Raw genomic sequence first — 23,456 nt, 5'->3', positions numbered from 1 at the left:
CTAGTAGCCTACTATAAGTAATATCATACAAGGTTTCACTTACATTTTCATCAAAAAATTAGAGGGCAATCATGATTGTTTTTGAGATTGGAAGATGGGGAGTTTTTTTAAAAAAGGAAAATTGGCAGCATATCCCTCCCTTCATACTAGAGGCATGAGAGGGGGAATATACCGCCAAGGGAGTAAAGGACTCTTTAAGGATTAATTAACCGTAATTTATTTATACGACTAAACTTAATAATAAAATAAATCCTAATCCTGCTACTGAAATAATTGTTTCAAGCAATGTCCAGGTTGCGAATGTTTCTTTCATGCTTAAGCCAAAATATTCTTTAAACATCCAGAATCCAGCATCGTTAACGTGTGAAGCAATTAAACTACCTGCACCTGTTGCAAGAACGACTAAAGCAAGGTTGACGTCAGATTGTCCGAGCATAGGGATAACCAATCCGGCAGTTGTTAGTGCAGCTACTGTTGCTGATCCTAAGGAAATCCGTAGGATGGCAGCAATGATCCAAGCTAATAAGATTGGTGATAGGGAAGTACCTTTGAACAACTCGGCTACGTAATCACCGACACCGCCAGTTATTAATACTTGTTTGAAGGCACCGCCACCCCCGATAATTAAGAGCATCATCCCGATATGTGTAATCGCTGTAGTACATGAGTCCATCACTGTTTTGATCGGAATCTTTCTCGCTATACCCATTGTATAGACAGCAACGAGTAAGGAGATCAACATTGAGGTACCAGCATCACCAATAAAACGAATGACCGCTAGTAAACTATTATCCTCAAATCCAATTGTCTTTTGAAGAAGTGTAATAATAGTTGCAATTGACATTAAAATAACAGGAAGGATTGCAGTAAATACACTAATACCAAAACCAGGTGTGTTTTCAAGCTTAAATACTTTCTGTTCACCTAAAGAGGCAATGTTGCCCATTTTTGTAAAGGATTCAGGCACAACTTTTCTAGCAAACTTTGTAAAGATAGGTCCCGCGAGAATTACTGTAGGAATCGCAATGATGAAACCATAAAGCAATACCTCACCAATATTTGCACCATATTCTCCAGCAATAACAGTTGGTCCGGGATGAGGCGGTAAGAAACCATGAGTTACAGATAATGCCGCTGTCATCGGAATTCCGAGATATAGAATAGACACCTTTAATTCTTTTGAAATAGCAAATACGATAGGAATTAATAATACGAGACCAACTTCGAAAAATAAGGCGATACCGATGATAAAAGAGGCTACAACTACCGCCCATTGAATATTTTTCTCACCAAATTTATTTACAAGGGTCATGGCAATTCGCTGCGCTCCCCCTGAGTCTGCGATTAACTTGCCTAACATCGCTCCAAGTCCAAAAATTAAAGCTAAATGCCCAAGTGTTCCCCCTAATCCGGCTTCGATGGTTTTGACAATTTCCCCTAAAGGCATTCCAAGTGCTAAAGCAACACCGAATGATACAATGATTAATGAAATAAATGTGTTTAATTTAAATCCCATAATTAAGATTAATAAGGCTAAAATTCCAATTGCTACAATAATTAATGGCATTCGTTTTCCCCCTTTTGAGTAAGTAATCCCCTTTGATAGTTTGCAATTCTTGTATAATCTTCTGTTAAAACTCTAGATAAGTGAATGAAAATGGGCGACAATTTCCTGTATTCCTTAACAGCACCTCCTTTCGGTGTGTGTGTGTAAGTGCTTCCAATCATTTCAGAGGCAATTTCAAATGATTCAATTTTTCCTAATGCATAAAGCCCTAAAATACAGGCACCTAAGCACGAGCTTTCATAACTTTCGGGTACAACTACTTGAGATTCAAAAATATCTGACATCATTTGCCGCCATACATCCGATCTTGCAAAGCCCCCGGTAGCTTGAATTTTGGTTACAGGGCCATTCATGCATTCTGTTAATGCTAAAAATACGGTGTATAAATTGTAAATGACTCCTTCAAGGGCTGCTCGGATCATATGTTCTTTTTTATGTGACAGCGTTAAACCGAAAAATGAGCCACGTACGTCAGGATTCCATAATGGTGCACGTTCTCCTGCTAAGAATGGATGAAATAATAATCCGTCAGCACCTGGCTTTACGCCCGCGGCAATCTTCGTTAATACTTCGTATGGGTCAATTCCTAATCTTTTCGCCGTTTCTACTTCTGCTGAGGCGAGTTCGTCCCTAATCCATCGGAGAACCATTCCTCCATTGTTTACCGGTCCGCCAATGACCCAGTGTTTTTCTGTTAAGGCATAGCAAAATATTCTTCCCTTTTCATCTGTTTGTGGTTTGTCAATTATCGTTCGAATGGCACCGCTCGTTCCAATCGTAATGGCAATTTCGCCTTTCCTTATCGCATTTACACCTAAATTTGAAAGTACGCCATCACTGGCACCAATGACAAACGGGGTTTGTGGCTCGATGTCAATTAGTTTTGCGATGTCCGGGCGAAGGTTTTTAAATACGTTTGTTGTGGGCACGAGTTCAGATAATTGTTCTCGAGTAATCCCAGCGATATTTAATGCTTCTTCATCCCAATCCAATGTTTTGAGATTCATCATCCCCGTTGCAGAAGCAAGGGAATAATCCACAACATACTGATTGAAGAATTTTTTAAAAATATATTCTTTAATTCCGATGTATTTTTTCGTACGTTCAGCAATTTCAGGATAATCATTCACTAGCCAGGTTATTTTGGCCAATGGCGACATTGGGTGGATGGGTGTTCCTGTGCGCCTGTAAACTTCATGCCCGTTCAACTCATCCTTAATTTTGTGTGCCCATGCTTCACTACGATTATCTGCCCAAGTAATACATGGAGTTAGCGGCTGGTCATTTACATCCATAGCAATCACACTATGCATCGCACTACTGAATGAGATAAACATGGGCTTTTTATCTGAATGCTGTTTCGTAATAGCTGAGATTGCCTGTAAGACAGACTGAAATATTTCTTCAGGGTTTTGTTCTGCTGTTGATATATCAGGCGTGTAAAGAGGATAACCGATATTTTCCTGTTGAATAACTTTACCTTTTTCACTAAATAACACAGCTTTTGTACTTGTCGTACCGATATCTATCCCTAACATAAAGTTAGTCATTCTCTTGTATTACTCCTTTAGAAAGCAATTCTTGTGATCTCCACAGGTCTTCAACTTTACCTTGAACATCATCAAAATTTTGATGCAAAGATTTAATCATGAGTGACCGATCTTTCGTTTTGATCGCTTCAATATACAGTTCATGATTTTTTACAATCCTTTCAAAATCCTCGTATTTTTCCTTAAACCGCATCCGCATGGATAAAAGTATGAAGCTTTCCATAACTGGTTTTAAATTATTCCAAATCATTAGAATGTATGAATGATTTACAGCGCGAATAATCGTTTCATGGAAAAGGACATCTTGATAGGAAAATTCATCAGCATCATTGTATTTGATTGCAACTTTCATCATTTCCAAAATCTTGCTAAGTTCCTTTACTAAATCATTTACATCAATTCTTACAAGTCGTTCAAATACAAACGTTTCGATAAGCAGACGGACATCATAAATTTCTTCAATTTCTTTTTCTTTTAATCCGAGGACAATAGCCCCCATTCTTTCTAATTGAATAATGTTTTCGGAAGCAAGTATTTTTAACGCATCCCTAACAGGGGAACGACTTACCGCAAAATCTGCTGCTAATTTATTCTCCGATAGAACGGTACCGCTTTCAATTGCACCCGAAATGATTCGCATTCTAAGCTCGTATGCAATACGATCTCCAGTTGAAGCTTTAGAAAGCCACTTTTCCGGATATAAATGTTCTGTTGATTCAACCATAAATTGATCCTCCAATGTTACAAGTAGACTTGTATACAAGTATTATAATTTCAATTTTCCAAAATGTAAACGCTTTTTTATCTGATGTAAAAATTATTTTTATACTTTATTTGACATTTTAATAGGTTATAAAGTTTTAGTTATGTATATACATGCTTCATTGATAAAAAATGTTATTAATTGATATTTCTTAACATAAAATTCACATTTCTCACTTGTTTGTAACGAATGGTTGTTTTAATCTATTCATATGAAGTAAATTCCAACTAGATTAAGGGAGGTGCTTTTATGTTACCGATTGAAAGGCAAAGGCAAATTGTAGTTTGGTTAGAAGAAGAGGAAACGCTATCCATCGCAGAATTAAGCAGGCGTTTAAATGTATCTGAAATGACCGTCTATCGGGACATTAGGCCGCTACTAGAGGATAAAAAGATAAATAAAACTTCATGCGGTATTTCTCTTGCAACGATTGGGACTGTTCCCGCAAATTCATGTACGTATTGTTTAAAGGAATTAAATAATAGACATCCGGTACAAATTATCACCAATGATCAAAAGGTGGAACAATTGTGCTGCCCCCATTGTGGTTTATTAAGGTTTCGGGATATTGAAAAGAATGTCTCGCAAATAATCTGTAGGGATTTTTTACAAAATACTACGATTAGCGCGAAGTTAGCCTATTTTTTAATGGGTGCTGATTTTCATTTAAATTGCTGCCAACCACAGGTACTTACGTTTGATTCATTAAAATATGCTGAACAATTTCAAAAAGGCTTTGGCGGAGTAATTTTCCAATTTGAAGAAGCTGTTGATGAAATCGTGAAAAGAATGAATGGGAATCGAAGCAGTAAGTGTCATCAGTCGGGAGGTAGTGGCCGTGATAAGTAAAAAGAAAATTAATCTATTAATATCTCTTATTTGCCTTACTTTATTTTTATTCCCGACTTTTACTTCTGCCCATGCTTACATAGTCAAATCCAATCCTTCTGATAACGAGATTCTTAAACAATCTCCGAAGAAGATATTCATTCAATTTGATGAAACGATTCAATCTGTGAATAATTCAATTCAAGTTTATAATGACAAAGGTGAACGGGTTGATAAGAATAATGGGCGTGTAAATGCGAAAAACTCAACCATACTCGAATGTGGATTAAACTCTAAACTTCCAAATGGTACATACCGAATTCAATGGAAAGCTGTATCGAATGACGGGCATCCCGTTCAAGGTGTGATTCCATTTCAAATCGGTTCAGATAGTGCAGTCCAAGCTGGAACAGCGATAGAGGCAAAATCAGAGGGGTATACACCTCAAAGTGATCTTATCATTATTCGTTGGTTACAATACTTTAGCAATGCAAGCTATATTGGTGCTTTATTTTTTTTCCTACTGATACTTCAAAAGGATTTAGTTCAAAATGGATATGTTATAAAGGCGTTTAAAAAGATACTAAATTATTCTCTATTATTATTATCTTTGAGTATTATTGTCAGTTTGCCATTAATGGCATCTATTGAATTAACGACATCGTGGAAACATGTATTAAATATTGAAACGCTAAAGGATATGATCACTAATTCAAACTTTGGGGAAACTTGGTTAATCCAAATTGGTGGTTTGATATTATTAATGATTTTTACTTATCTAATACACGTTAAAAATAAATCATATCTTTACTGGATTTCTTTTATCATCGGAATAGGTTTGTTACTAACCAAAGCTCTAACAAGTCATGCTGCGTCAACGACAAATATATTATTAACGGTTGGAATGGATTTTCTCCATTTACTTTCGGCATCGATCTGGGTCGGGAGCTTAGTTGTTTTTGTTGCTTTACTTCCTTTAAGCAAGAAAGTGGATACGAAGAATCATTATCTTGAAATGATAAGAAAGTTTTCCAAGTGGGGAATCATCATCGTTCTAGTTTTAACTGCGACAGGTATTTTTGGAAGTCTATTATACATTCCTAATCTCCGTTCACTTATTACTACTGATTATGGACGGACATTATTAGGAAAAATTATTCTTCTGTTTATTATGATTATATTTGCAGCGGTGAATTTTATTAAAGGAAAGCGCAAAAGTGAAAAGGGAGTTTCTCCTTCTTTATGGGGTGAATTACTAACAGGAATAATTGTCCTGGTCCTTTCCGTTATCTTAACAAATTTACCAACGGCAATGGCATCACCGGGTCCGGTGAAGGAATCGAAAACAGTAAATCAAGGAAGCAAAATTACCTTTGAAGCGACCCCAAATGTCATCGGGAAAAATACATTTGCCATTGATTTAAAAGACCGAAATGGGCAACCAATGAAGAATATTGAACAAGTTATCCTTACATTTACTTGCCTAGAGATGGATATGGGTGAGGATACGAAAACATTATTGAAAGTCAAAGAAGGCAAATATGAAGGAATGGGTATGAATTTCAATATGGCAGGTCACTGGAATGTTCATGTCCATGTCCTCACGAAGGATTTAGAAACACTCGATACTGACTTTAAAGTGATGGTAGGTAGTCAATAATTTAGAATAAGAGGAGAATCGAAAATGAAAAAGACGATCAAAAAGATGTCAAAAGTACTTTTACCAACAGTTTTTGGATTATTTTTGTTTTCATGTGCGGCAAGTGCCCATGTGACAGTGAACCCAACAACTTCAACAACAGGTGCTTGGGAAACATATACAGTTAAAGTTCCAACAGAAAAAGAAATCCCTACAACTAAATTTACGATTAAAGCACCAGAGGGCGTAGAAATTGAGTCTTACCAGCCGATACCTGGGTGGAAATATTCCTCTGAAAAAGATGCCAATGGAAAAATAAAATCTTTTACTTTCGAGGCTACTAGTGAAGGAATCTTACCTGGTCAATTCCAACAGTTTACGTTTGTTGCGAAAAACCCTGATAAGGCCGCAAAAATTGCATGGGATGCTTTCCAATTTTATAAAGATGGCAGTATTGTAGAATGGACGAAAGATGAAGGGGGAGATACACCTCATTCAATTACGGATATCGTTGCAGGTGCCTCTACAGAGCAACATCATGATGATCAGGCTACAACCAATACAACAAAAAAAGAGGAAACAAAAACAGCGGATGTGGAAACATCAGACGCTGCTAAATCTACTTCACTTCCTTTAATCTTATCAATTGTAGCAGTTGTTCTTTCATTAGTTGCGCTTATCATGGCTTTTCGTAAAAAGTAATAAAAACAAAAAATGACTTATTCATCTGTTGAATAGGTCATTTTTGTTTTTAAAGGAACTTAGGATGCTATTGAGCATGAACCTCACTTATTAAAGCATGGGTATTTCCTTCGGTATCTGTAAAAAAGGTCATCCATGTCTCGGTTTGTCCCATTTTTGCTACAAGATGTGGCTCATCGATGAAGGCAACTCCATTACGACGGAATTTCTCATATGTATTTTTTATCTGTTCAACTTGAAAATAGATGACAGAGCTAGCATAAGCAAACTCGTCTTTTTCCGGCAGGCTAAGTAAAAGACGCAGGCCGTTACATTCAAAAAATGCCATAGTATCCGTATGAAATAATAAAGGAAGATTCAGTTGCTCTTTATAAAAGTGTATAGCCCTTTCTAAATCCTTAACAGGTACCCCAATTTGTCCTACCTTTTGAATAAAATTAGTATCCATAAAATTTTCCCCTTCCTTCGACAGTTTGTTATAAGCATTAAATGAAAAATTCCCCATCTCCATTTATAGGTGGAAAGAATTTTCCGACAATTTTATTATACATGATAAAAAGAGTCCTAAGTATGTAAAAGTAATTAGTTCCGTTTCGGTTGAGAAACATACCAATAGTATGCTAATTAAAGATAATCAAAATAAGCGGATATTTTCCGGTTAAACAGCAGAATAGAGCTCGGTTCGGGGATTTAAGCGGAGGTTTTCCGATTAAGCAAAGCAAAACTACTCATTTTCACGTTTTTCGAGTTAATAGTCGGAATTTTCCCGTCTATTTAAGGTGTTTTCAGTGCTATTTCTTAATTAGGGGAACTTTCTCCGCTTATTTATCAAACTCGATTAAGCATCTAATGAAAGCTTAATTAAAAAACATATTAAAGACAAAAGCTTGGGGGAAATTCCAAGCTTTTGTGTGCTAATTATATTGTTAATCCATATTGTGATTTTAGATTTTCTCCACGTTATTGGAACTACTTAATGTAAAAGCTCTTTCATATATCTTAAAGTTTGAATTGATCGTTATAGTGCATCCTTAATCACTTTTTTGTAATAAAGAACAGATAATATGCCGAAGATTGAATATAGGACTGTGTATAAAACCATAACAGCAATCATCGGTGTCCACAGTTCAGTACCAAACATGAACCAGCCTGATTTAACGGCGAAGTAACTATGGAGTAATCCAACGGCTAAAGGAATACCGAAATTAAAGAGTTGTTTTGCTTGAATACCCTTTAATAAATCCATTTGGGTAAAACCGAGTTTTCTCAAGATCGTGTAGTTTGGTTTTTCATCTTCACTTTCATCCATTTGTTTAAAATAAAGAATACAACCGGATGTAATCAAGAAAGTTAATCCGAGGAAACCGACGATAAACATGATCAGTCCCATCGATTGTTTCTGGCTGCTGCTCATCAAAAGGCGTGATAAATTCCCGGGATGGTCATCAAGATGAAGCTCTTGGAAAAGTCTGTCCGCCTCTTCTATATTAGCTTTATCATCTATATTGATACCAATATAAAGGGAATGATTAGTTTGGATTTTAGGATTGAGATCCTTCTTTAGTTGTTGGAAAACTGTGTCATCTACAATGGCAACAGGAAATCCACCATATGTGAAATTATAAGGAAGAATGAACTCTTCGTTTAGACCAACGTATTTCTGTGGAATTCTTTCCGTTTTTCCTTTTAAAACAAGAGTTCCTGAATCTTTGAAGGACAATACTTTTGACAGCATCCCTTCAAATCCGCTAAAGAGTGTCTCATCCTTTGAAAGATTAAGGTCTTTCACAGATTTGTCACTTATGACAGGAAAATCCATAGCAGTCAAATCACCATTAAATTGTTTTAAACTAGATTCAATTATTTTGCTTGTATCGATATCTACTTGGATGACATCGAATCTTTTTTCATTATAGGAGATCTTTTTTGCATTTAATTCCTTCTCAAATTTGGCAGCATCTTTATTATTTGTTATCGAGAAGTGAGTAGGTACATTCTGCTCTGCGGTTTTCTCTGCTGAGTAATAAGAGATATAGCATAGCGACAATAAACCGATGGCAAGTGCAGAAACGGTTGTAATAATCGTTAGTAACAAGGCGTTTGATTTCATTCGAAACATGATTGAAGAAAGAGATAATACTTCATTAATATTCAGGTATCCGCCTTTCTTTTTCCTAATAACATTCGTAATAAATGTGACAGATCCTTTATAAAAAAGATACGTTCCAATGATGACAGCGCCGAGAATGAAGATCATTGCCCCGAAAAGCCCATACATGGTTGAAAAGTCTCCATCAAATAATTTTGATGAAACATAATAACCTGAAATAATTAATACAATGCCAATAATTCCAATCAATACTTCAAAAACACTTATTTTTTTCACTTTTCCTTCTGCAGAAGATATCACTCTAAATAAGGATAAAATTGTTTGTCTTTTAATAAATACATAGTTCATTAACAGGATAACAAGGTAGATGAGCGTAAAGACAATAATTGTTTGTATTAAAGCTTCCACAGAAAACTGAAGAGTTGCGTTTGTTTCTACGTCCGTAATTTTAAATAATATCATCATAATCAACTTAGAACAGGAAAATCCGATAAAGATACCGATTAGTAAAGAACCATAATAAAGGATTAAGTTCTCAACACTCATAAGACGGAAGATGCCGTTCTTTGTCATTCCAATCAATTGAAATAAACCAATTTCTTTACTGCGACGCTTCATAAAGAGCTTATTCGCATATAAAAGAAAGATCGCAACAATTGCAATGAGGAGGATGGATGCCGTTTTCAACGCAGCGGCACCTTTAATCGTTCCTTTTGCTTCAGTCATGGATGGGTCATACTGTAACGTAACAAACGCGAAATAAAGAGCGACACTAAAGATTAAAGCAAAAACATAGAGATAGTAATTTTTAATATTCTTTTTCAGGTTGCGGAGAATGAGGCGATTAATGCTCATTTTGCACACCACCTAATACTGCTTGTGTTTTCATAATATCGTTAAAAAAGGCTTGTCTCGTTTCTTCTCCTTTGTTTAACTGCGTATAGATTTTTCCATCCTTTATAAAAATAACTCTATTGCAATAGCTTGCTGCGACTGGGTCATGAGTGACCATTACAATGGTTGCGTTAAGCTTCGCATTTAAATCGTTAAGCTTATTTAATAGGTCGGAAGCCGATTTTGAATCAAGGGCACCCGTTGGTTCGTCGGCAAAAATAATATTTGGATGGTGGATAAACGACCTAGCGGCAGAGGTACGTTGTTTTTGTCCTCCGGAAATTTCATTCGGATACTTATCTTTCAATTCGTAAATACCAAGTTCAGTTGCCACTTCCTTAAATTTTTGTTCTGCTTCTTTTTTTGGCACTTTGGTAATCGATAATGGCAATAGGATATTTTCTTTAACAGTCAATGTATCCAGTAGATTATAGTCTTGAAAGATAAAACCTAAATGGCTTTTGCGAAATTCAGCTAACTGCTTTTCCTTCATCCGGGTCATATCTTTCCCATCAATTTGGATGGTTCCGTTGCTTACCCTGTCGATAGAGGAAAGGACATTAAGCAAGGTTGTTTTACCAGAACCTGAAGGCCCCATGATGCTGACAAATTCTCCTTTTTCAACACTTATATCAATGCCTTTTAATACTTCTTGTTTATTAAACTTATTTCCATATATTTTATAAATATTATTTGCATCTAATATTTTCATTTTTGAATCGCTCCTTCATTTAATAATCTTATTATAACGAGCCAAAATTTCATTATCCTTCGATTAAGCGAACAAAAAATAAAAGCATGTGACATTTTTGTCACACGCCCGTAATTTGATGAAACTCATTTCTCTTTGGAAATGTTAATGTAAAGGTTGTCCCTTTTCCCAAAGTGGATTGCACATCAATAGTTATCAACAAGGATTTGGCACTTCTTTTGGCTAAGTAGAGCCCCATTCCTGTTGCTGCATGATCTTGATGTTCGGCAGTAGAGGTGAACCCTTTATCGAATATTCGCGGCAAATCCTTGGGATCGATCCCTCGTCCGGAATCTTTGACTTCTAGGACTGTTTGTCCATTTTGCTCATAGGTTCTAATCAAAATATCTGATCCTTCACTATATTTAACGGCATTTGTTAAAAGCTGTCTGATGATGAAGGCAACCCATTTTCCATCACTAACCACTTCTGTCACTTCTACTTCCATATTAAACCCAATGCCCTTTTGCATACACCATGATTGTAAAGTTTTAATTTCTTTTACAATGAGCGATTGGAGGTTTACTTTTTCCATGAATAAATCATTTTCCATAAATGGAATCCGCTTTTGATGAAGCTGGGTGTCAAGCAGCAGATGGATTCGCAGCCATTCATGGGTTAATTGTGCTTTCATCTTTTCATCTTCTAAACGATCAATCATTAAGCTCATTGCTGTTAATGGTGTTTTCACTTCATGAATCCAGGATAATAGTTCATCTTTCTCCTTTTCTAATGACATTAGATTAAGTGAAGAATTCTTTTTCAGCATCTCTGTTTGATTCGTTATACAATCTTCAATAATATGTTCAAAAGGACTTTCCGCATTGGTGATTCTTGTTACATCAAGACTGTTTTCCCATTCTTCGAGGCTACGGTAGAATTTTGTTTCCTTTTGATAACGAATGATGACAAAAAAGATAAAGATGATAAAGGATAAAAAGACAATATAAAGAATAGACGAAAGCGGGATGGCCGTATCAATAATTGCAATAAAGACAAACAAGAGTTGCAGAAATAAAAATAGGAAGATCCAACTAAATCTTTCGATTAAAAATTTTTTAATCATATTAAAATGCCTCTTCTACTGCGATATAGCCTTGTCCTACTTTTGTTTCGATAAATTGCCCCAAACCGATTTCGTCTAATTTTTTTCGTAATCGGTTTACATTGACAGTTAATGTATTATCGCTCACGAAACGCTCATCTTCCCATAAGCTGTTAATTAATGATTCCCGACTAACGATTTTATTTTTTTGTTCAATTAACTGTTTTAAAATAAAAATTTCATTTTTTGTCAGTTCAATGGAGCCTATTTCATTGGAGACCATGTTTTTTTCGTAATCAATCGTTGCCGCACACCATGTTTTGAGAACAGTTTCTTCCGTATTATAGTTATATACGCGGCGGAGAATTGCCTGGATTTTTGCAATTAGCACATCAAAATGAAATGGCTTTTGCATAAAATCATCTGCACCTAGCTGCATGGACATCACCATGTCGGTAGGATGATCGCGAGACGAAAGAAAGATGATGGGAACATTTGAATGCGCGCGAATCATTCGGCACCAGTGGAATCCATCGAATTTCGGCAATTGGATATCAATAATAACTAAATCTGGTTTAATAGATGTAAAATCTTGCATTACATGATTAAAATCTGTAACACCATATACGTCATAAGACCAACTCGATAATCGATCTTTAATTTCATGGTAAAGAGTAGTATCATCTTCAATTAATAAAAGTTTAAACAATACAATCACCCGATCTGATTTCTTAAAAATATTGTATAGTAAATCCATTTTGCATGCTATATGGTGATGGGCAGAATTTCTTTGAATGATGAAAAGCGAACAACACTGTATAGTTGTTCGCTATCCTTTTAGACGATTGTACGATGATTATGGAAGGATATTACCCGCGGCACGATAGATGCTATACCATTCTTCACGTGTTAAATAAATCTCGCTTGCCGTGCAACAATCCTTTAGTCTATTAACATTCATTGTGCCAATGATAGGTTGCATTTTTGCAGGGTGGCGTAAAAGCCATGCGATGGCAATGGTTGTGTTGCTAACATTATATTTTTCAGCGATTTCATTAATTTTCTGATTTAGTTCAGGAAACTTGTTATTTCCAAGAAAGACACCTTCAAAGAATCCATATTGAAAAGGTGACCAAGGTTGAATGGTAATATCATTTAGTCTGCAATAATCAAGAACACTGCCGTCACGATTTACAGCTGAATCATTTTCCATATTTACATTTATTCCATTAGAAATCATAGTGGCATTAGTGATACTTAGCTGAAGCTGGTTTGCAACAAGCGGTTGCTTGACGTACTTTTTTAGTAATTCAATTTGCATTGGTTTTTGGTTGGAGATACCGAAATGTCGCACCTTTCCGGAACTTTCAAGAATATCAAAGGCTTCGGCTACTTCTTCGGGTTCTATAAGTGCATCTGGACGGTGCAGAAGCAAAACATCAAGATAGTCGGTTTTCAGCCGTTTTAAAATGCCGTCTACTGATTCTAAAATATGCTCCTTTGAAAAATCAAACATACCTTTGCGAATGCCGCATTTTGATTGTAAAATAAGGTTCTCACGGATATCTGCATTCATGTTGATGGCATCTGCAAAAATTTCTTCGCATGTTCCACTCCCGTAAATGTCTGCATGGTCGAAGAAATTTGCACCTTCTTCTAAAGCGGTTTGAACAAAACGTTCAGCTTCCGTTTTATCTAACGAGTTGATTCTCATACAACCGACAGCTACAACCGGTACATCTAACATACTGCTTCCTAATTTCATTGTTTTCATTTTTGATCCCCTCCAATTTTACAAATATATTTATTTTGATTTTGACACATTAGTGAAGTAGTTACAATATTGGTGTGACAATGGACAAGTCAATTTGCCCCAATATCAAAAAAGGGATGTCCAAATAATGGACACCCTTTTTGCATTTATTAAAAGCTATTTTTAATATTTTCCGTACTAGATGCTGTCTCTTGGATATAAGTTGCGATTGAATGGCTGTCAGATGTCATGTTCTCAACGGATGCACTAATTTGTTGTAAGCTGGCCGTTGCCTGTTCGATAATAGCAGCAAATTCAGTTGTAGATGATTCTACATTTTCACTGTTTTTCCCAACCTCATTAGAAAACTTTTCGAATTCTATGAATTGGTTTTTTAGCTTTTTAAGCATTTCATCGAGTTGGCTGAATCTACTAGTCACTTCCTTAGTCGATTCAACGCTTTGATTTAAACTTACACTACTTGTTTGCATATTTTCTTGTGCAAGTTGATTTGTATTATTTACTTCACTTAAGTTTTCTGTGATTTTTATTGTAATATCCTTTGTTAAATCGGCTAGTTTTCTTATTTCCTCAGCTACTACTGAGAATCCTTTCCCAGCCTCGCCGGCACGAGCAGCCTCGATGGAAGCATTTAGAGCCAAAAGATTGGTTTGTTCTGTTATTTGCTTAATATTATTAGCAAATTGATTGGTTTCTTCAATTTTTTTGGTTAAAGTAGTAAAGTTTTCACTAAGTTTATGAATGACATTTTGGAGATGGTCCATTTCTTTTGTAAGATGATTGGCCTTCTCTTGACCTTCGCCTGCAAGGGCACTAGTTTTAGTTGAATCCTCGATCAATTCCGCTGAAATTTTATTCATCTCATGAATCGCTTGTAAATTTTTATGGGCATTTTCAGCAATTTCAGAAATCTGTTCGCTTTGTACTTGGCTACCAGCGGAAACTTCATTCATTGCAAGTTTCATTTCTTCCTGAGAACCAAGACTATATTGTACCTTTTCACTAATCTTTCCGATACTTTCGGCAATGGTGAGCATTTCCTTCTCAAGACGATTTTTTTGTTCTTCCTTGAATCGTGTATCTGCCTCTGTTAAGTTTATATATTCTTCTAGTTTCTTATATTGTTTTTGGTTTAATACGATTAACATCCCTAAAAGAACGCCGGAAAATAAATAAATAATAATAAAAGAGCTTAATTCCCCTTGGATATATGAATAGTTTTTTGTAGGAAAAAGATTATTTAATATAAGTGTGACAAATCCAAGTAAATATCCGATTCCAAAAATTGTTTTATTAAATTGTACTGCAGAAAAAACAGAAAAGAAGAAAATAGATAGTGCCGTTGATAATGAACCACCATTTAACATGACTAAACCCAAATTAAATAAATTCATGAAAACAACAATGACATAAGGAAATATATAGTCCTTTTTATATTTCTTTGCTAGAAAAAATACAATAGGGTAAAAAAGGATTTGAAAAACATAGGAAAAAGTTGTCCAAAAATCCGATTTTAAAGCCAGTAAACTAGCTAATCCCAAAATGGTTGACGCTAAATAGGTAATGAGCATCAATTTGTTTTTATTTTTCATATCCATCAGTTTTAACTCTTCAAACGCACTCAATGTTGTCCCTCCAGTTGAAATATTCACTTTATCTTATATATCGGCGAAAAAGGGAATTATTCAATAGTTAGTTAGGATGATTCTGTCTAAAAAAAGAGGAAAATAGAGAAGAGGGGGAAATTTATTAGTAGTGGTTTCTGTTATGGACAGGAGTCACTTTTTTTATTGTTGCATTAACCATTTGTATTTTAGAAGGTTACTCATTTGTGATATGAGAATAGTATATGAGTGAACTTTATTTTATTAACAAAAGGCTCTGTTATACTGGATTGTTGATTTCCACTCCAATCAGCATGGTGTCAATATCAGCACTGAACTTTAACAAAGCCTAACATAAAAAGGTAGACGATATTCAGAACTTGGGAGGGGAGTTAGGTGAAAGTTGATCCCGCATCTGAGCAATCCGGTATGGAAATAGGAGTGTATACATTCGGAGAAATAGCTCCTAATCCACATTCGGGACAAAAAATTAGTCCAAAGCAGCGTTTAGAGGAAATTATTGGGGCGGCGAAAATTGCTGATGAGGCCGGACTAGATGTTTTTGGTGTTGGTGAACACCATCGTTTGGACTACGCAGTTTCAACACCTCCAGTCATTTTATCAGCGATTTCACAAGTCACAAAAAGAATTAAATTAACAAGCGCTACAACGGTATTAAATACAATAGATCCTGTGCGGCTATTCGAAGATTTTGCAACACTTGATCTTTTGTCCAATGGCCGCGCAGAAATAATAGCAGGGCGTGGAGCCTTTATTGAACCTTTTCTCCTTTTTGGATATGATTTGGAAAAATATGATGAGTTATTTGAAGAAAACATCGAGTTGTTTCAGAAGCTGAATGCGTGTGATAAAGTTTCCTGGTCAGGACAATATCGTTCAGCACTATACAATGCAGAAATTTCACCGCGTCCTTATCAGGAAGGTATCCCTATTTGGGTTGGTGTCGGGGGAAATCCAAATAGTGCAGCACGAGCAGGAAGGTTAGGCACAGGTTTAGCAATAGTGATTCTTGAAGGTGATCCAGCACGATTTAAACCAATTGTCGAGAAGTATCGTGAAACGGCTTATAATACTGGATTTTCTCCTCAAGATTTAAAGGTTGCTGTAACCGGACATGTTTATATTTCAGACACATCGCAACAGGCAAGGGATGAATTTTACCCCTATCATTCAAATTATTGGGGGAATCCGAATCAACCTCCAAAAGGGAATACACGTTTATCTAGGGAAGACTTTGAAAAGATGACCGGTCCAGAATCTGCTTTATTTGTTGGAAGTCCCCAGGAAATCATCGAAAAAATTCTACGGCAACACGAGCTGTTTGGCCATCAGCGCTTCCTTGCACAAATGGATATAGGTGGCATGCCTTTTAAAGAAGTGGCCAAAAACATAGAAAAATTGGCAACAAAGGTAGCTCCTGCTGTTAGAAAGGAAACAAAAAAATAATGGGACAGTGGTTTGGGTCCACCGTCCCGACTTTTTTCGGATTAAGGAGATAGTACGAGCTTGTTTCCCTTTTTGGTGTTAAGTTTTGTTGCATGATAAGTTCCTTCTGTCCATGCTTTGAGTTGATTGTGGTACCATTCACTTTTTATATGTCCTGATTGGCCAGGACCGACTATATGATAACCGGTATTCATATCATTGGTATCAATAACAAACCGCCATGAGGCTCCGTGATCAACTGTTCCATCTTCTTTATTAGCAGCTGCTTGAACGGTGACACTTGAACCGCCTACAGGAATTTTACCATCACTATTAAATAAATAGTTTAATGGTTTCACGCTAGAAAGTGGGTGGGCGAAATAGAGTTGATGGTATTTGCCCCATTCCCATTTCTTCACATTATCACCTTGTTTTTTTTCTATTTCTAGTACCGTTAGTTTTAATGAATCTTGTAATACCTTTTCCAATCCGCCATACTCACTTATCCACGGACCTGGTTTCCCTTCTGCAGCATGTCTAATTAATTCATCGACTGCTTGTTTTTGTCCGCCAAATTTTCCGAGCATTTCTTTTGAAATTTCTTTATTAAAAAGAATTTCAGGGATATTCCTCATCCACATATTAAAAATGAGTGGTGCAGCGGAATCTTTGTCATCGATAAAGTTCCAATTTTGTAAGGATACTAGAGCTTCCTTTTCAATTTTATTCTGTATTCCTCCCACATGCTTAAGAAAAATAGGAACAAATTCTTTTGCTTGTAAATTTAATTTATCCATTTGCAAATCTTGCATATCTTTTGCTGTTATTTGATCTTTTGATTTTAAAACTTCTTGGATTCGCATTTGACGATACGGCTGTGCCCAATTATGACTAATATGGTATGGATAATCGTCAGAAATGACTTTATTATTAGCTGTCGAAATAAATCCTTCCTTCGGATTTACGGTTTTCGGCAGTTCGTTAAAAGGGATGTAACCCGTCCATTCGTATTCATCCGTCCAACCAGGGACTGGGAGCAGGCCATCTCCTTTTTTTCGAATCGGTATTTTGCCATTTGCTTTATAAGCGATTGTTCCGTCCTTCGAAGAGAAGACAAAGTTTTGGGTTGGAGTTTCAAAGTTTTCTAGTGCCTTTTCAAATTCATCCCAATTTCCCGCTTTATTCATTTGTAAGACGGCCTCCAATTCATTTGAAGGCTGTAGAGCCGTCCATTGTAATGAAAGAACAGTGTCCTTGCCGCTATCTGCAGCAAATTCGGAAATTACCGGACCATGTCTGGTGATAGTCACTTCATAATCAATCGTTTTTTGATCTTTAACCTTTATTGGTTCTTTAACAACCTCCGCATTCTCCCATTTTTTATTATAAAGAAATTGGTTTTTCTCTTTTGGATTTCTTTTTTCAATATATAAATCTTGAACGTCTGGTCCTGTATTTGTTACCCCCCAGGCAATTTCCTCGTTATGTCCTAAAATAATTCCCGGTATCCCGGCAAAAATGACGCCGCTTACATTCACTGTCGGTGCCTTCAACTGCATTTGATACCATATGGATGGTGTACCAAGTGATAAGTGTGGATCATCAGCTAATATTGGTTTCCCTGATTTTGTTTTTTGTCCGCTTACGACCCAATCGTTACTTCCATTAAATTCAGGAGGTGTAACGACAGAAGCAAAGCTTTTTTCAAGGTTTAATGTATCTTTGCTTATAATGTATGGTGCATCTTTTGGATAGGATGGAAATAAATCATACGCTTTATCTTTAGGGAACTTTTGCAATAAATAATAACGAAATGCTTGATCCTCCCAATGCCCTCCAAGGTCAAATGCCATATATTTGCCGATTGTGAGTGAATCAATCGGTGTCCATTCTCTCGGTTTATAGCCGAGGATTGTAAATTCAATCGGCCATTTGCCGTTGTCTTTTAATTCCTTCATATAAGCATTTACTCCGTCAGCAAACCATTGTAACGTTTCTTGCGCTTGGGTTGAGTATTCATCATAGGATGCGGTGGCTGCTCTTCTTAATCCAAGTGTACGAAAGTATTTATCCCTATTGATGGCAGATTCGCCGACAACTTCACTTAATTCACCGGAAGCTTGGCGCCGACTTAGATCCATTTGAAATAAACGGTCCTGTGCCTGAATATACCCTTGCGCCATATATAAATCATGCTCATTTTCCGCATCTATATGTGGCACCCCATCTTTGTCCTTTATTACATTTACTTTAGCATTTAATCCGGACAATTTTATTTCCCCTTCTGTTTTTGGTAAAGAGCGAGAGATGTACATATTCGCTGCAAAATACGCAACAAGTACTAGCACAATGATGATTGATATCGTCCAGATTGATATCTTTTTCCAGTTTATTTTCCTTTTCTTTTGATTTTGTAAAACAGACTCCAAATTACATTCCCCCTTTTGTAATTATTATTCGCGCACAATAGATAGAATCCTTTTAAAAAAGTTCTTAAAGAACTTCTTTTTGTGGGATATGCCGGGTTGTTGATATAATGAATGAAGCAGATACAATACTAGATAAATCTAGCCAGCTTACTAGTTTTTGAAATTTCTGCAATAAAGGATGAGAATTGTTGGAAAGTAAAAATTATAAGCCAATATCTTATGTTTATACATATGCCTATCGCGATGAGGAACAATCGCTTTGTGAATTGGAGCTACGCACGCTATTTGACATAAACAATATAAATAACGACTTTCGTATAATCGAAAGTTCAGTGAAAATTAATCCTAGCAGAAGTCCGTTTATAAAAGAACGAATCGATGTCATTTATACAGGAAATGATCTTCAGGATATTCTACAAAAAGTAAAAGAGCTAAAGGTAGGAGCATGCACGTTTAAAGTTATTTATGTGAAAAGTGCCGATTTCAATCAGGCTAAAAAGATGAGCTTTGAAGACCGCAGAAAAATTGAACGCGAAATTGGATTGCATATCGATGGCGAACCGGATTTAATCGGCCCAAATCGACTATTTGGTATTTTACGTATCGATGAGAAGTGGGTATTTGGTGAGTATACTAAGAATGATGCAAGTTGGTTAAGGCATCAAAGGAAACCAAATAGTTATTCAACGGCACTCAGTACACGTGTGGCAAGGTCAGTGGTAAATATTGCCGTTCCTAATCCAGTTGGAACTAAAGCCATAGACCCCTGTTGTGGAATTGGAACAGTATTAGTGGAGGCTTTGTCGATGGGGATAGATATCGTTGGAAGCGACAGAAATTATCTTATTGTTCCAGGGGTAAGAGAAAACCTTGCTTATTTTGGACTTGAAGGTGAAGTAACTGTTAGGGATATGAATAAGATAACAGAAAAGTATGATGTAGCAATCATCGATATGCCGTATAATTTATGTTCTGTTTTACCGGATGCTGATAAATTGAACATGTTACAAAGTGCGCGGAGATTTTCTAGTAAATTGGTCGTAATAACAATTGAAGAAATTGATGACATTCTACTAGAAGCGGGATTTATCATTACTGACCGTGCTATTGCAAAAAAGGGCACATTTTCCCGTCATGTCATTGTTTGTGAGTAAGTAGGAGAGTCTCGTAAGTCTATGAGACTCTCTATTCTTTAAAACTAATTGCAAGTAATGGATTCTTCTATTATCAAGTGTCTATTTGTTGCGTCTACACGTGCTTTTACACCAAGTGGCAAGGTCAATTTCGTTTTACAATGTCCAGCAAATACGTTATAAATAATGGGTTTATTGGTTGGAATTAGTATATTTTTAAACACATCCATCAATGTATAACCATTTGGATCCGTTTTACTTTCGCAATTTGTCCATGACCCAAGGATAATACCAGCAGCATCCGTTAATTTTCCCGCTAACTTTAATTGGGTTAACATTCGGTCAACCTTATATGGCTCTTCATCAATATCCTCTAAAAACAATAGTTTTCCTTTCGTATCTAGTTCATAGGGTGTTCCTAATAATGCACAAATTAGCGAGAGATTTCCACCAACAATTTCGCCGGTTGCTTCACCATCTACCATACTGCACATATTTTCCTTATTCGGATTCATAAGTTTTCCAAGAGGATGATGGTCCATCACTGTCCTTAATAAGGCTTGTTTTGTAAAATCATCCGCATCGATTAAATCAGAGGCGGCCATCGGACCATGTATAGTTGCCAAATGGCTTTTTTGCATCAATGCAATATGAAGTGCTGTAATATCACTATAACCAATAAATAGTTTAGGATTTTCAGCAATCATCTCATAGTCTACGTATGTCAATAGTTGGGGAGTACCGTATCCTCCTCGTATACATAAAATAGCATCTACTCTGTCATTCTTAAACATTGAATTCAAATCCGTAGCGCGGCTCTTTGGAGTACCCGCTAAATAACCGCCTAATTCTTGAAAACAGCTATTGCCTGCTATTACATGAAATCCAAGACGTTCAATTGTTTCAATTGCCTTGAGAGTCCGGTCCCTTTTTGTGGGACTAGCAGGGGCAATTAAGCCAATCGTGTCTCCAAACTTTAGTGTTTTGCCTTTTTGCACATGACTCCCTCCTCTTTTTTATTACTATTCAATATGACAGAAGTAAATGAGAAAGAAATTAGTAAATGTTATTTCAATATAGCTTGATAAAAGTAAATGAATGACAATTTTCGTTTTGTATTCCAGTATAATGAATTTTCAAAAAAGTGTTTTTTACTTTTCACTATCTTTTATTGAGTTATAATAAGAAAGTTCGTATTACTAAATACTTTATTCTAGGAGGTTTTTTATATGAAAAAGACATGGGTTTCCTTTGGAATCAATATTGTTCTTTTGGTGTGTTTAGTATTTGTATTGTTTATATACAAGGGACCTCAATCTTCGCAAACAGCAAGTACTAGTGAACATGCATCAGCTAATACGACTGCTAATGCAGAGGCAATAGTGAAGAAAAATTGTATTACTTGCCATGGAGATACATTACAAGGTGGTGCGGGTCCGGCCTTGAATAAAATTGGTTCAAAATATGATCAAGGTGAGATAGAAAATATTATTAATAACGGAAAAAACGGAAAAATGCCTGCCGGTCTTATTTCAAAAGACGAGGCGAAAAGTGTCGCTGAATGGTTATCACAGAAAAAATAAGGGTAATAAAAAGAGAACCTGACCCAAAAAACTGGGGTTCAGGTTCTCTTTTTGAAAAACTGAGCAAGGCGCTTTCACTTTTCTTACAAACTTAGAAAAAGGATGTCCAATTAAATACAACTGACCATACAATCGTATTTAGTACCAATCCGGTAATTAAAAGAGACCAACTATTCTTTTTCTGCTCCCAACATGCAATGATCACTGCAAGTCCAATTGGAATACCAATAAAGGATAACCAAGGAAATGTGTCATTGAATTTAAAAAGAAAGATTGCTAGGCACGCGGTTAATAGTACTGATAAAAGAACCTCACTGAAAAGAGATAGTTCCGCTTTATTGTGAGTAGTCATTGTTTTTCTCCTTATGAAAAAATTTTTTTAATTCCTAATCATTTTTCAAAAAAATTTTTAAAGTTTTAGTGATTTTTCAATTTTTTGGGCGTATAATGGTTTTTGTTATTTCGTTTTCCTAAATATAAGTATACTATTATTTTATCCGTTTAAAAAGGGGTGAGCTCTAATTTAATATGGAACAGGCAAATCATCAAAACGATCAAGAACATGTACTTGTTTCGCATTTAACCGAATTAAGAAAACGGATGATTATCGTTATTGTATTTTTTATACTTTCTTTAATTTTAGGATTTTTCGTATCTTCTACGATTTTAAACTTTATTAAAAATCAACCTTCAGCTGTGGATATAGAGTGGAATGTTTTTGGATTCGGAGATGGAATTACCATCTATTTAAAATGTGCCCTTATTGTTTCGGTATTAATCACCTTACCCGTTGCTTTATATCAAACGTGGAAGTTTGTGAAGCCAGGATTAACTGAACAGGAGAAAAAAGGTACATTTATTTTTATTCCTATTTCATTTTTCTTATTCATTTTAGGCGTAGTCTTTAGTTATTTTGTTTTGTTCCCGATGATGCTTCAATTTTTAACTAAAATCAATCAAACAATCGGAGCAACGGAAACATACGGAATTAATCAGTATTTTAAACTGATGTTTGGAATCATATTTCCAATTAGTATTATGTTCGAGTTGCCTGTAATCGTCATATTCCTTACGAAGGTTGGTATTGTAAATCCGCAGTTATTACGAAAAATTAGAAAAGTGGCGTATATGGTATTAGTCGTTATAGCTGCAGCTATTACTCCGCCGGATTTTGTATCTGAAATATTAGTCAGCATACCTCTACTTCTTTTGTTTGAGATTAGTATTATTTGCTCAAGTTCTATTTATAAGAAAAAAGGGTAAGAGATTCATAGTTTCATCAATATTATTTTTTAGGAGTGAATATTTATGTTTAGTTCAATCGGAATTCCAGGTCTAATTATTATACTAGTTCTCGCTTTAATTTTATTCGGGCCCGCTAAATTGCCACAACTAGGTAAAGCGGTTGGTGATACACTTCGAGAATTCAAAAAATCAACAAAAGAGGTTGTTGATGATGTAACAGAACCTTTTGAGTCAGAAGAAAAAAAGGATACTAAAAATTAATTTTATGCAGGTATTTAGTATTTCATTTGTATGATGATGAAATGCTAACTTCATAGTCCCAACAAATAATATCTTAACCTAGTATTGAAAAGGGTTAAGATTATTCTTTTGTTAAATCACATTATTTAGTAA

Annotated in this window: 21 protein-coding genes; 8 read left to right on the top strand and 13 right to left on the bottom strand. The window is 35.7% G+C overall.

The annotated features are described in order from the left end of the window. Nucleotides 1–220: 220 nt before the first annotated feature. From I5776_RS20885 to I5776_RS20875, 3 genes are read right to left on the bottom strand one after another with little or no spacing between them, the layout of a single operon-like run. Nucleotides 221–1,567, bottom strand: coding sequence for a GntP family permease (locus tag I5776_RS20885; RefSeq protein WP_202778386.1), 1,347 nt, complete (start codon nucleotides 1,565–1,567; stop codon nucleotides 221–223). Beyond that, complete coding sequence (gene gntK / locus I5776_RS20880; protein WP_202778385.1) at nucleotides 1,558–3,117, bottom strand: gluconokinase; 1,560 nt, start codon at nucleotides 3,115–3,117, stop codon at nucleotides 1,558–1,560. The genes I5776_RS20885 and gntK overlap by 10 nt, the downstream gene beginning before the upstream one ends. Next, nucleotides 3,110–3,841, bottom strand: a complete 732-nt coding sequence (locus I5776_RS20875) for a GntR family transcriptional regulator (RefSeq protein WP_202778384.1) — start codon at nucleotides 3,839–3,841, stop codon at nucleotides 3,110–3,112. Before I5776_RS20875 ends, gntK begins: the two co-directional genes overlap by 8 nt. Nucleotides 3,842–4,129: 288 nt before the next feature. Between I5776_RS20875 and I5776_RS20870 the strand changes: the two genes are divergently transcribed. Genes I5776_RS20870 through I5776_RS20860 form a run of 3 tightly spaced genes read left to right on the top strand, consistent with a single transcriptional unit; the run spans nucleotide 4,130 to nucleotide 7,049 of the window. Beyond that, nucleotides 4,130–4,729 carry a DeoR family transcriptional regulator gene (locus I5776_RS20870; protein ID WP_202778383.1) on the top strand — a complete coding sequence of 200 codons (600 nt, stop codon included), beginning with the start codon at nucleotides 4,130–4,132 and terminating at the stop codon, nucleotides 4,727–4,729. Continuing rightward, nucleotides 4,719–6,368, top strand: a complete 1,650-nt coding sequence (locus tag I5776_RS20865; protein ID WP_246483860.1) for a copper resistance CopC/CopD family protein — start codon at nucleotides 4,719–4,721, stop codon at nucleotides 6,366–6,368. Before I5776_RS20870 ends, I5776_RS20865 begins: the two co-directional genes overlap by 11 nt. A gap of 24 nt (nucleotides 6,369–6,392) precedes the next feature. Next, nucleotides 6,393–7,049: a YcnI family copper-binding membrane protein gene (locus tag I5776_RS20860; RefSeq protein WP_202778381.1), complete on the top strand. Its 657-nt coding sequence runs from the start codon at nucleotides 6,393–6,395 to the stop codon at nucleotides 7,047–7,049. A gap of 67 nt (nucleotides 7,050–7,116) precedes the next feature. Here I5776_RS20860 and I5776_RS20855 read toward each other — a convergent pair whose 3' ends face one another. The 7 genes from I5776_RS20855 to I5776_RS20825 form a co-directional block, all read right to left on the bottom strand. After that, on the bottom strand, nucleotides 7,117–7,497 hold the full coding sequence (locus I5776_RS20855; protein WP_202778380.1) for a VOC family protein: 381 nt from the start codon (nucleotides 7,495–7,497) through the stop codon (nucleotides 7,117–7,119). Between the two features lie 570 nt (nucleotides 7,498–8,067). Then, nucleotides 8,068–10,014 (bottom strand): ABC transporter permease, encoded by a 1,947-nt coding sequence (locus tag I5776_RS20850; RefSeq protein ID WP_202778379.1) that lies wholly within the window; start codon nucleotides 10,012–10,014, stop codon nucleotides 8,068–8,070. Then, nucleotides 10,004–10,765: an ABC transporter ATP-binding protein gene (locus tag I5776_RS20845; RefSeq protein ID WP_202778378.1), complete on the bottom strand. Its 762-nt coding sequence runs from the start codon at nucleotides 10,763–10,765 to the stop codon at nucleotides 10,004–10,006. Before I5776_RS20845 ends, I5776_RS20850 begins: the two co-directional genes overlap by 11 nt. 100 nt (nucleotides 10,766–10,865) lie before the next feature. Next, nucleotides 10,866–11,870, bottom strand: coding sequence for a sensor histidine kinase (locus I5776_RS20840; RefSeq protein WP_202778377.1), 1,005 nt, complete (start codon nucleotides 11,868–11,870; stop codon nucleotides 10,866–10,868). 1 nt (nucleotide 11,871) lies between these two features. Continuing rightward, entirely contained in the window at nucleotides 11,872–12,558 is a 687-nt protein-coding gene (locus I5776_RS20835) for a response regulator transcription factor (protein ID WP_202780890.1), read from the bottom strand. Between the two features lie 147 nt (nucleotides 12,559–12,705). Further along, complete coding sequence (locus I5776_RS20830; protein WP_202778376.1) at nucleotides 12,706–13,623, bottom strand: aldo/keto reductase; 918 nt, start codon at nucleotides 13,621–13,623, stop codon at nucleotides 12,706–12,708. Between the two features lie 149 nt (nucleotides 13,624–13,772). Further along, entirely contained in the window at nucleotides 13,773–15,248 is a 1,476-nt protein-coding gene (locus tag I5776_RS20825) for a methyl-accepting chemotaxis protein (RefSeq protein ID WP_202778375.1), read from the bottom strand. A 408-nt stretch (nucleotides 15,249–15,656) separates the two neighbouring features. Between I5776_RS20825 and I5776_RS20820 the strand changes: the two genes are divergently transcribed. Then, nucleotides 15,657–16,694: an LLM class flavin-dependent oxidoreductase gene (locus I5776_RS20820; RefSeq protein ID WP_202780889.1), complete on the top strand. Its 1,038-nt coding sequence runs from the start codon at nucleotides 15,657–15,659 to the stop codon at nucleotides 16,692–16,694. A 41-nt stretch (nucleotides 16,695–16,735) separates the two neighbouring features. Here I5776_RS20820 and I5776_RS20815 read toward each other — a convergent pair whose 3' ends face one another. Then, nucleotides 16,736–19,102, bottom strand: coding sequence for a penicillin acylase family protein (locus I5776_RS20815; RefSeq protein ID WP_202778374.1), 2,367 nt, complete (start codon nucleotides 19,100–19,102; stop codon nucleotides 16,736–16,738). 188 nt (nucleotides 19,103–19,290) lie between these two features. Between I5776_RS20815 and I5776_RS20810 the strand changes: the two genes are divergently transcribed. After that, on the top strand, nucleotides 19,291–20,256 hold the full coding sequence (locus tag I5776_RS20810; RefSeq protein WP_246483859.1) for a TRM11 family SAM-dependent methyltransferase: 966 nt from the start codon (nucleotides 19,291–19,293) through the stop codon (nucleotides 20,254–20,256). A 44-nt stretch (nucleotides 20,257–20,300) separates the two neighbouring features. On the opposite strand, the gene I5776_RS20805 is transcribed toward I5776_RS20810, so the two are convergent. Further along, the gene (locus tag I5776_RS20805) at nucleotides 20,301–21,233 is read right to left on the bottom strand and encodes a S66 peptidase family protein (RefSeq protein WP_202778373.1); all 933 of its coding nucleotides are present in this window, start codon (nucleotides 21,231–21,233) and stop codon (nucleotides 20,301–20,303) included. Nucleotides 21,234–21,464: 231 nt separating this feature from the next. On the opposite strand from I5776_RS20805, the gene I5776_RS20800 reads away from it, so the two are divergent. Continuing rightward, nucleotides 21,465–21,818 carry a c-type cytochrome gene (locus I5776_RS20800; protein ID WP_202778372.1) on the top strand — a complete coding sequence of 118 codons (354 nt, stop codon included), beginning with the start codon at nucleotides 21,465–21,467 and terminating at the stop codon, nucleotides 21,816–21,818. Nucleotides 21,819–21,909: 91 nt separating this feature from the next. Here I5776_RS20800 and I5776_RS20795 read toward each other — a convergent pair whose 3' ends face one another. Then, nucleotides 21,910–22,170, bottom strand: coding sequence for a hypothetical protein (locus I5776_RS20795; RefSeq protein WP_108072593.1), 261 nt, complete (start codon nucleotides 22,168–22,170; stop codon nucleotides 21,910–21,912). A 176-nt stretch (nucleotides 22,171–22,346) separates the two neighbouring features. Between I5776_RS20795 and tatC the strand changes: the two genes are divergently transcribed. Further along, nucleotides 22,347–23,081 (top strand): twin-arginine translocase subunit TatC, encoded by a 735-nt coding sequence (gene tatC / locus I5776_RS20790; RefSeq protein ID WP_202778371.1) that lies wholly within the window; start codon nucleotides 22,347–22,349, stop codon nucleotides 23,079–23,081. A 45-nt stretch (nucleotides 23,082–23,126) separates the two neighbouring features. After that, nucleotides 23,127–23,324 (top strand): twin-arginine translocase TatA/TatE family subunit, encoded by a 198-nt coding sequence (gene tatA, locus I5776_RS20785; protein ID WP_108072596.1) that lies wholly within the window; start codon nucleotides 23,127–23,129, stop codon nucleotides 23,322–23,324. Nucleotides 23,325–23,456: the final 132 nt, after the last annotated feature.

The sequence above is a fragment of the Heyndrickxia vini genome, from assembly GCF_016772275.1.
Lineage (GTDB): Bacteria > Bacillota > Bacilli > Bacillales > Bacillaceae_C > Heyndrickxia > Heyndrickxia vini.
Note: the sequence above shows the minus strand (reverse complement) of the source record. Positions and strands in the feature narration are given on the sequence as shown.

Coding starts and splice junctions, on each gene's coding strand:
- I5776_RS20885 (WP_202778386.1), bottom strand. CDS start 1,567: ATGCCATTAATTATTGTAGCAATTGGAATTTTAGCCTTATTAATCTTA.
- gntK (WP_202778385.1), bottom strand. CDS start 3,117: ATGACTAACTTTATGTTAGGGATAGATATCGGTACGACAAGTACAAAA.
- I5776_RS20875 (WP_202778384.1), bottom strand. CDS start 3,841: ATGGTTGAATCAACAGAACATTTATATCCGGAAAAGTGGCTTTCTAAA.
- I5776_RS20870 (WP_202778383.1), top strand. CDS start 4,130: ATGTTACCGATTGAAAGGCAAAGGCAAATTGTAGTTTGGTTAGAAGAA.
- I5776_RS20860 (WP_202778381.1), top strand. CDS start 6,393: ATGAAAAAGACGATCAAAAAGATGTCAAAAGTACTTTTACCAACAGTT.
- I5776_RS20855 (WP_202778380.1), bottom strand. CDS start 7,497: ATGGATACTAATTTTATTCAAAAGGTAGGACAAATTGGGGTACCTGTT.
- I5776_RS20850 (WP_202778379.1), bottom strand. CDS start 10,014: ATGAGCATTAATCGCCTCATTCTCCGCAACCTGAAAAAGAATATTAAA.
- I5776_RS20845 (WP_202778378.1), bottom strand. CDS start 10,765: ATGAAAATATTAGATGCAAATAATATTTATAAAATATATGGAAATAAG.
- I5776_RS20840 (WP_202778377.1), bottom strand. CDS start 11,870: ATGATTAAAAAATTTTTAATCGAAAGATTTAGTTGGATCTTCCTATTT.
- I5776_RS20830 (WP_202778376.1), bottom strand. CDS start 13,623: ATGAAAACAATGAAATTAGGAAGCAGTATGTTAGATGTACCGGTTGTA.
- I5776_RS20820 (WP_202780889.1), top strand. CDS start 15,657: ATGGAAATAGGAGTGTATACATTCGGAGAAATAGCTCCTAATCCACAT.
- I5776_RS20800 (WP_202778372.1), top strand. CDS start 21,465: ATGAAAAAGACATGGGTTTCCTTTGGAATCAATATTGTTCTTTTGGTG.
- I5776_RS20795 (WP_108072593.1), bottom strand. CDS start 22,170: ATGACTACTCACAATAAAGCGGAACTATCTCTTTTCAGTGAGGTTCTT.
- tatC (WP_202778371.1), top strand. CDS start 22,347: ATGGAACAGGCAAATCATCAAAACGATCAAGAACATGTACTTGTTTCG.
- tatA (WP_108072596.1), top strand. CDS start 23,127: ATGTTTAGTTCAATCGGAATTCCAGGTCTAATTATTATACTAGTTCTC.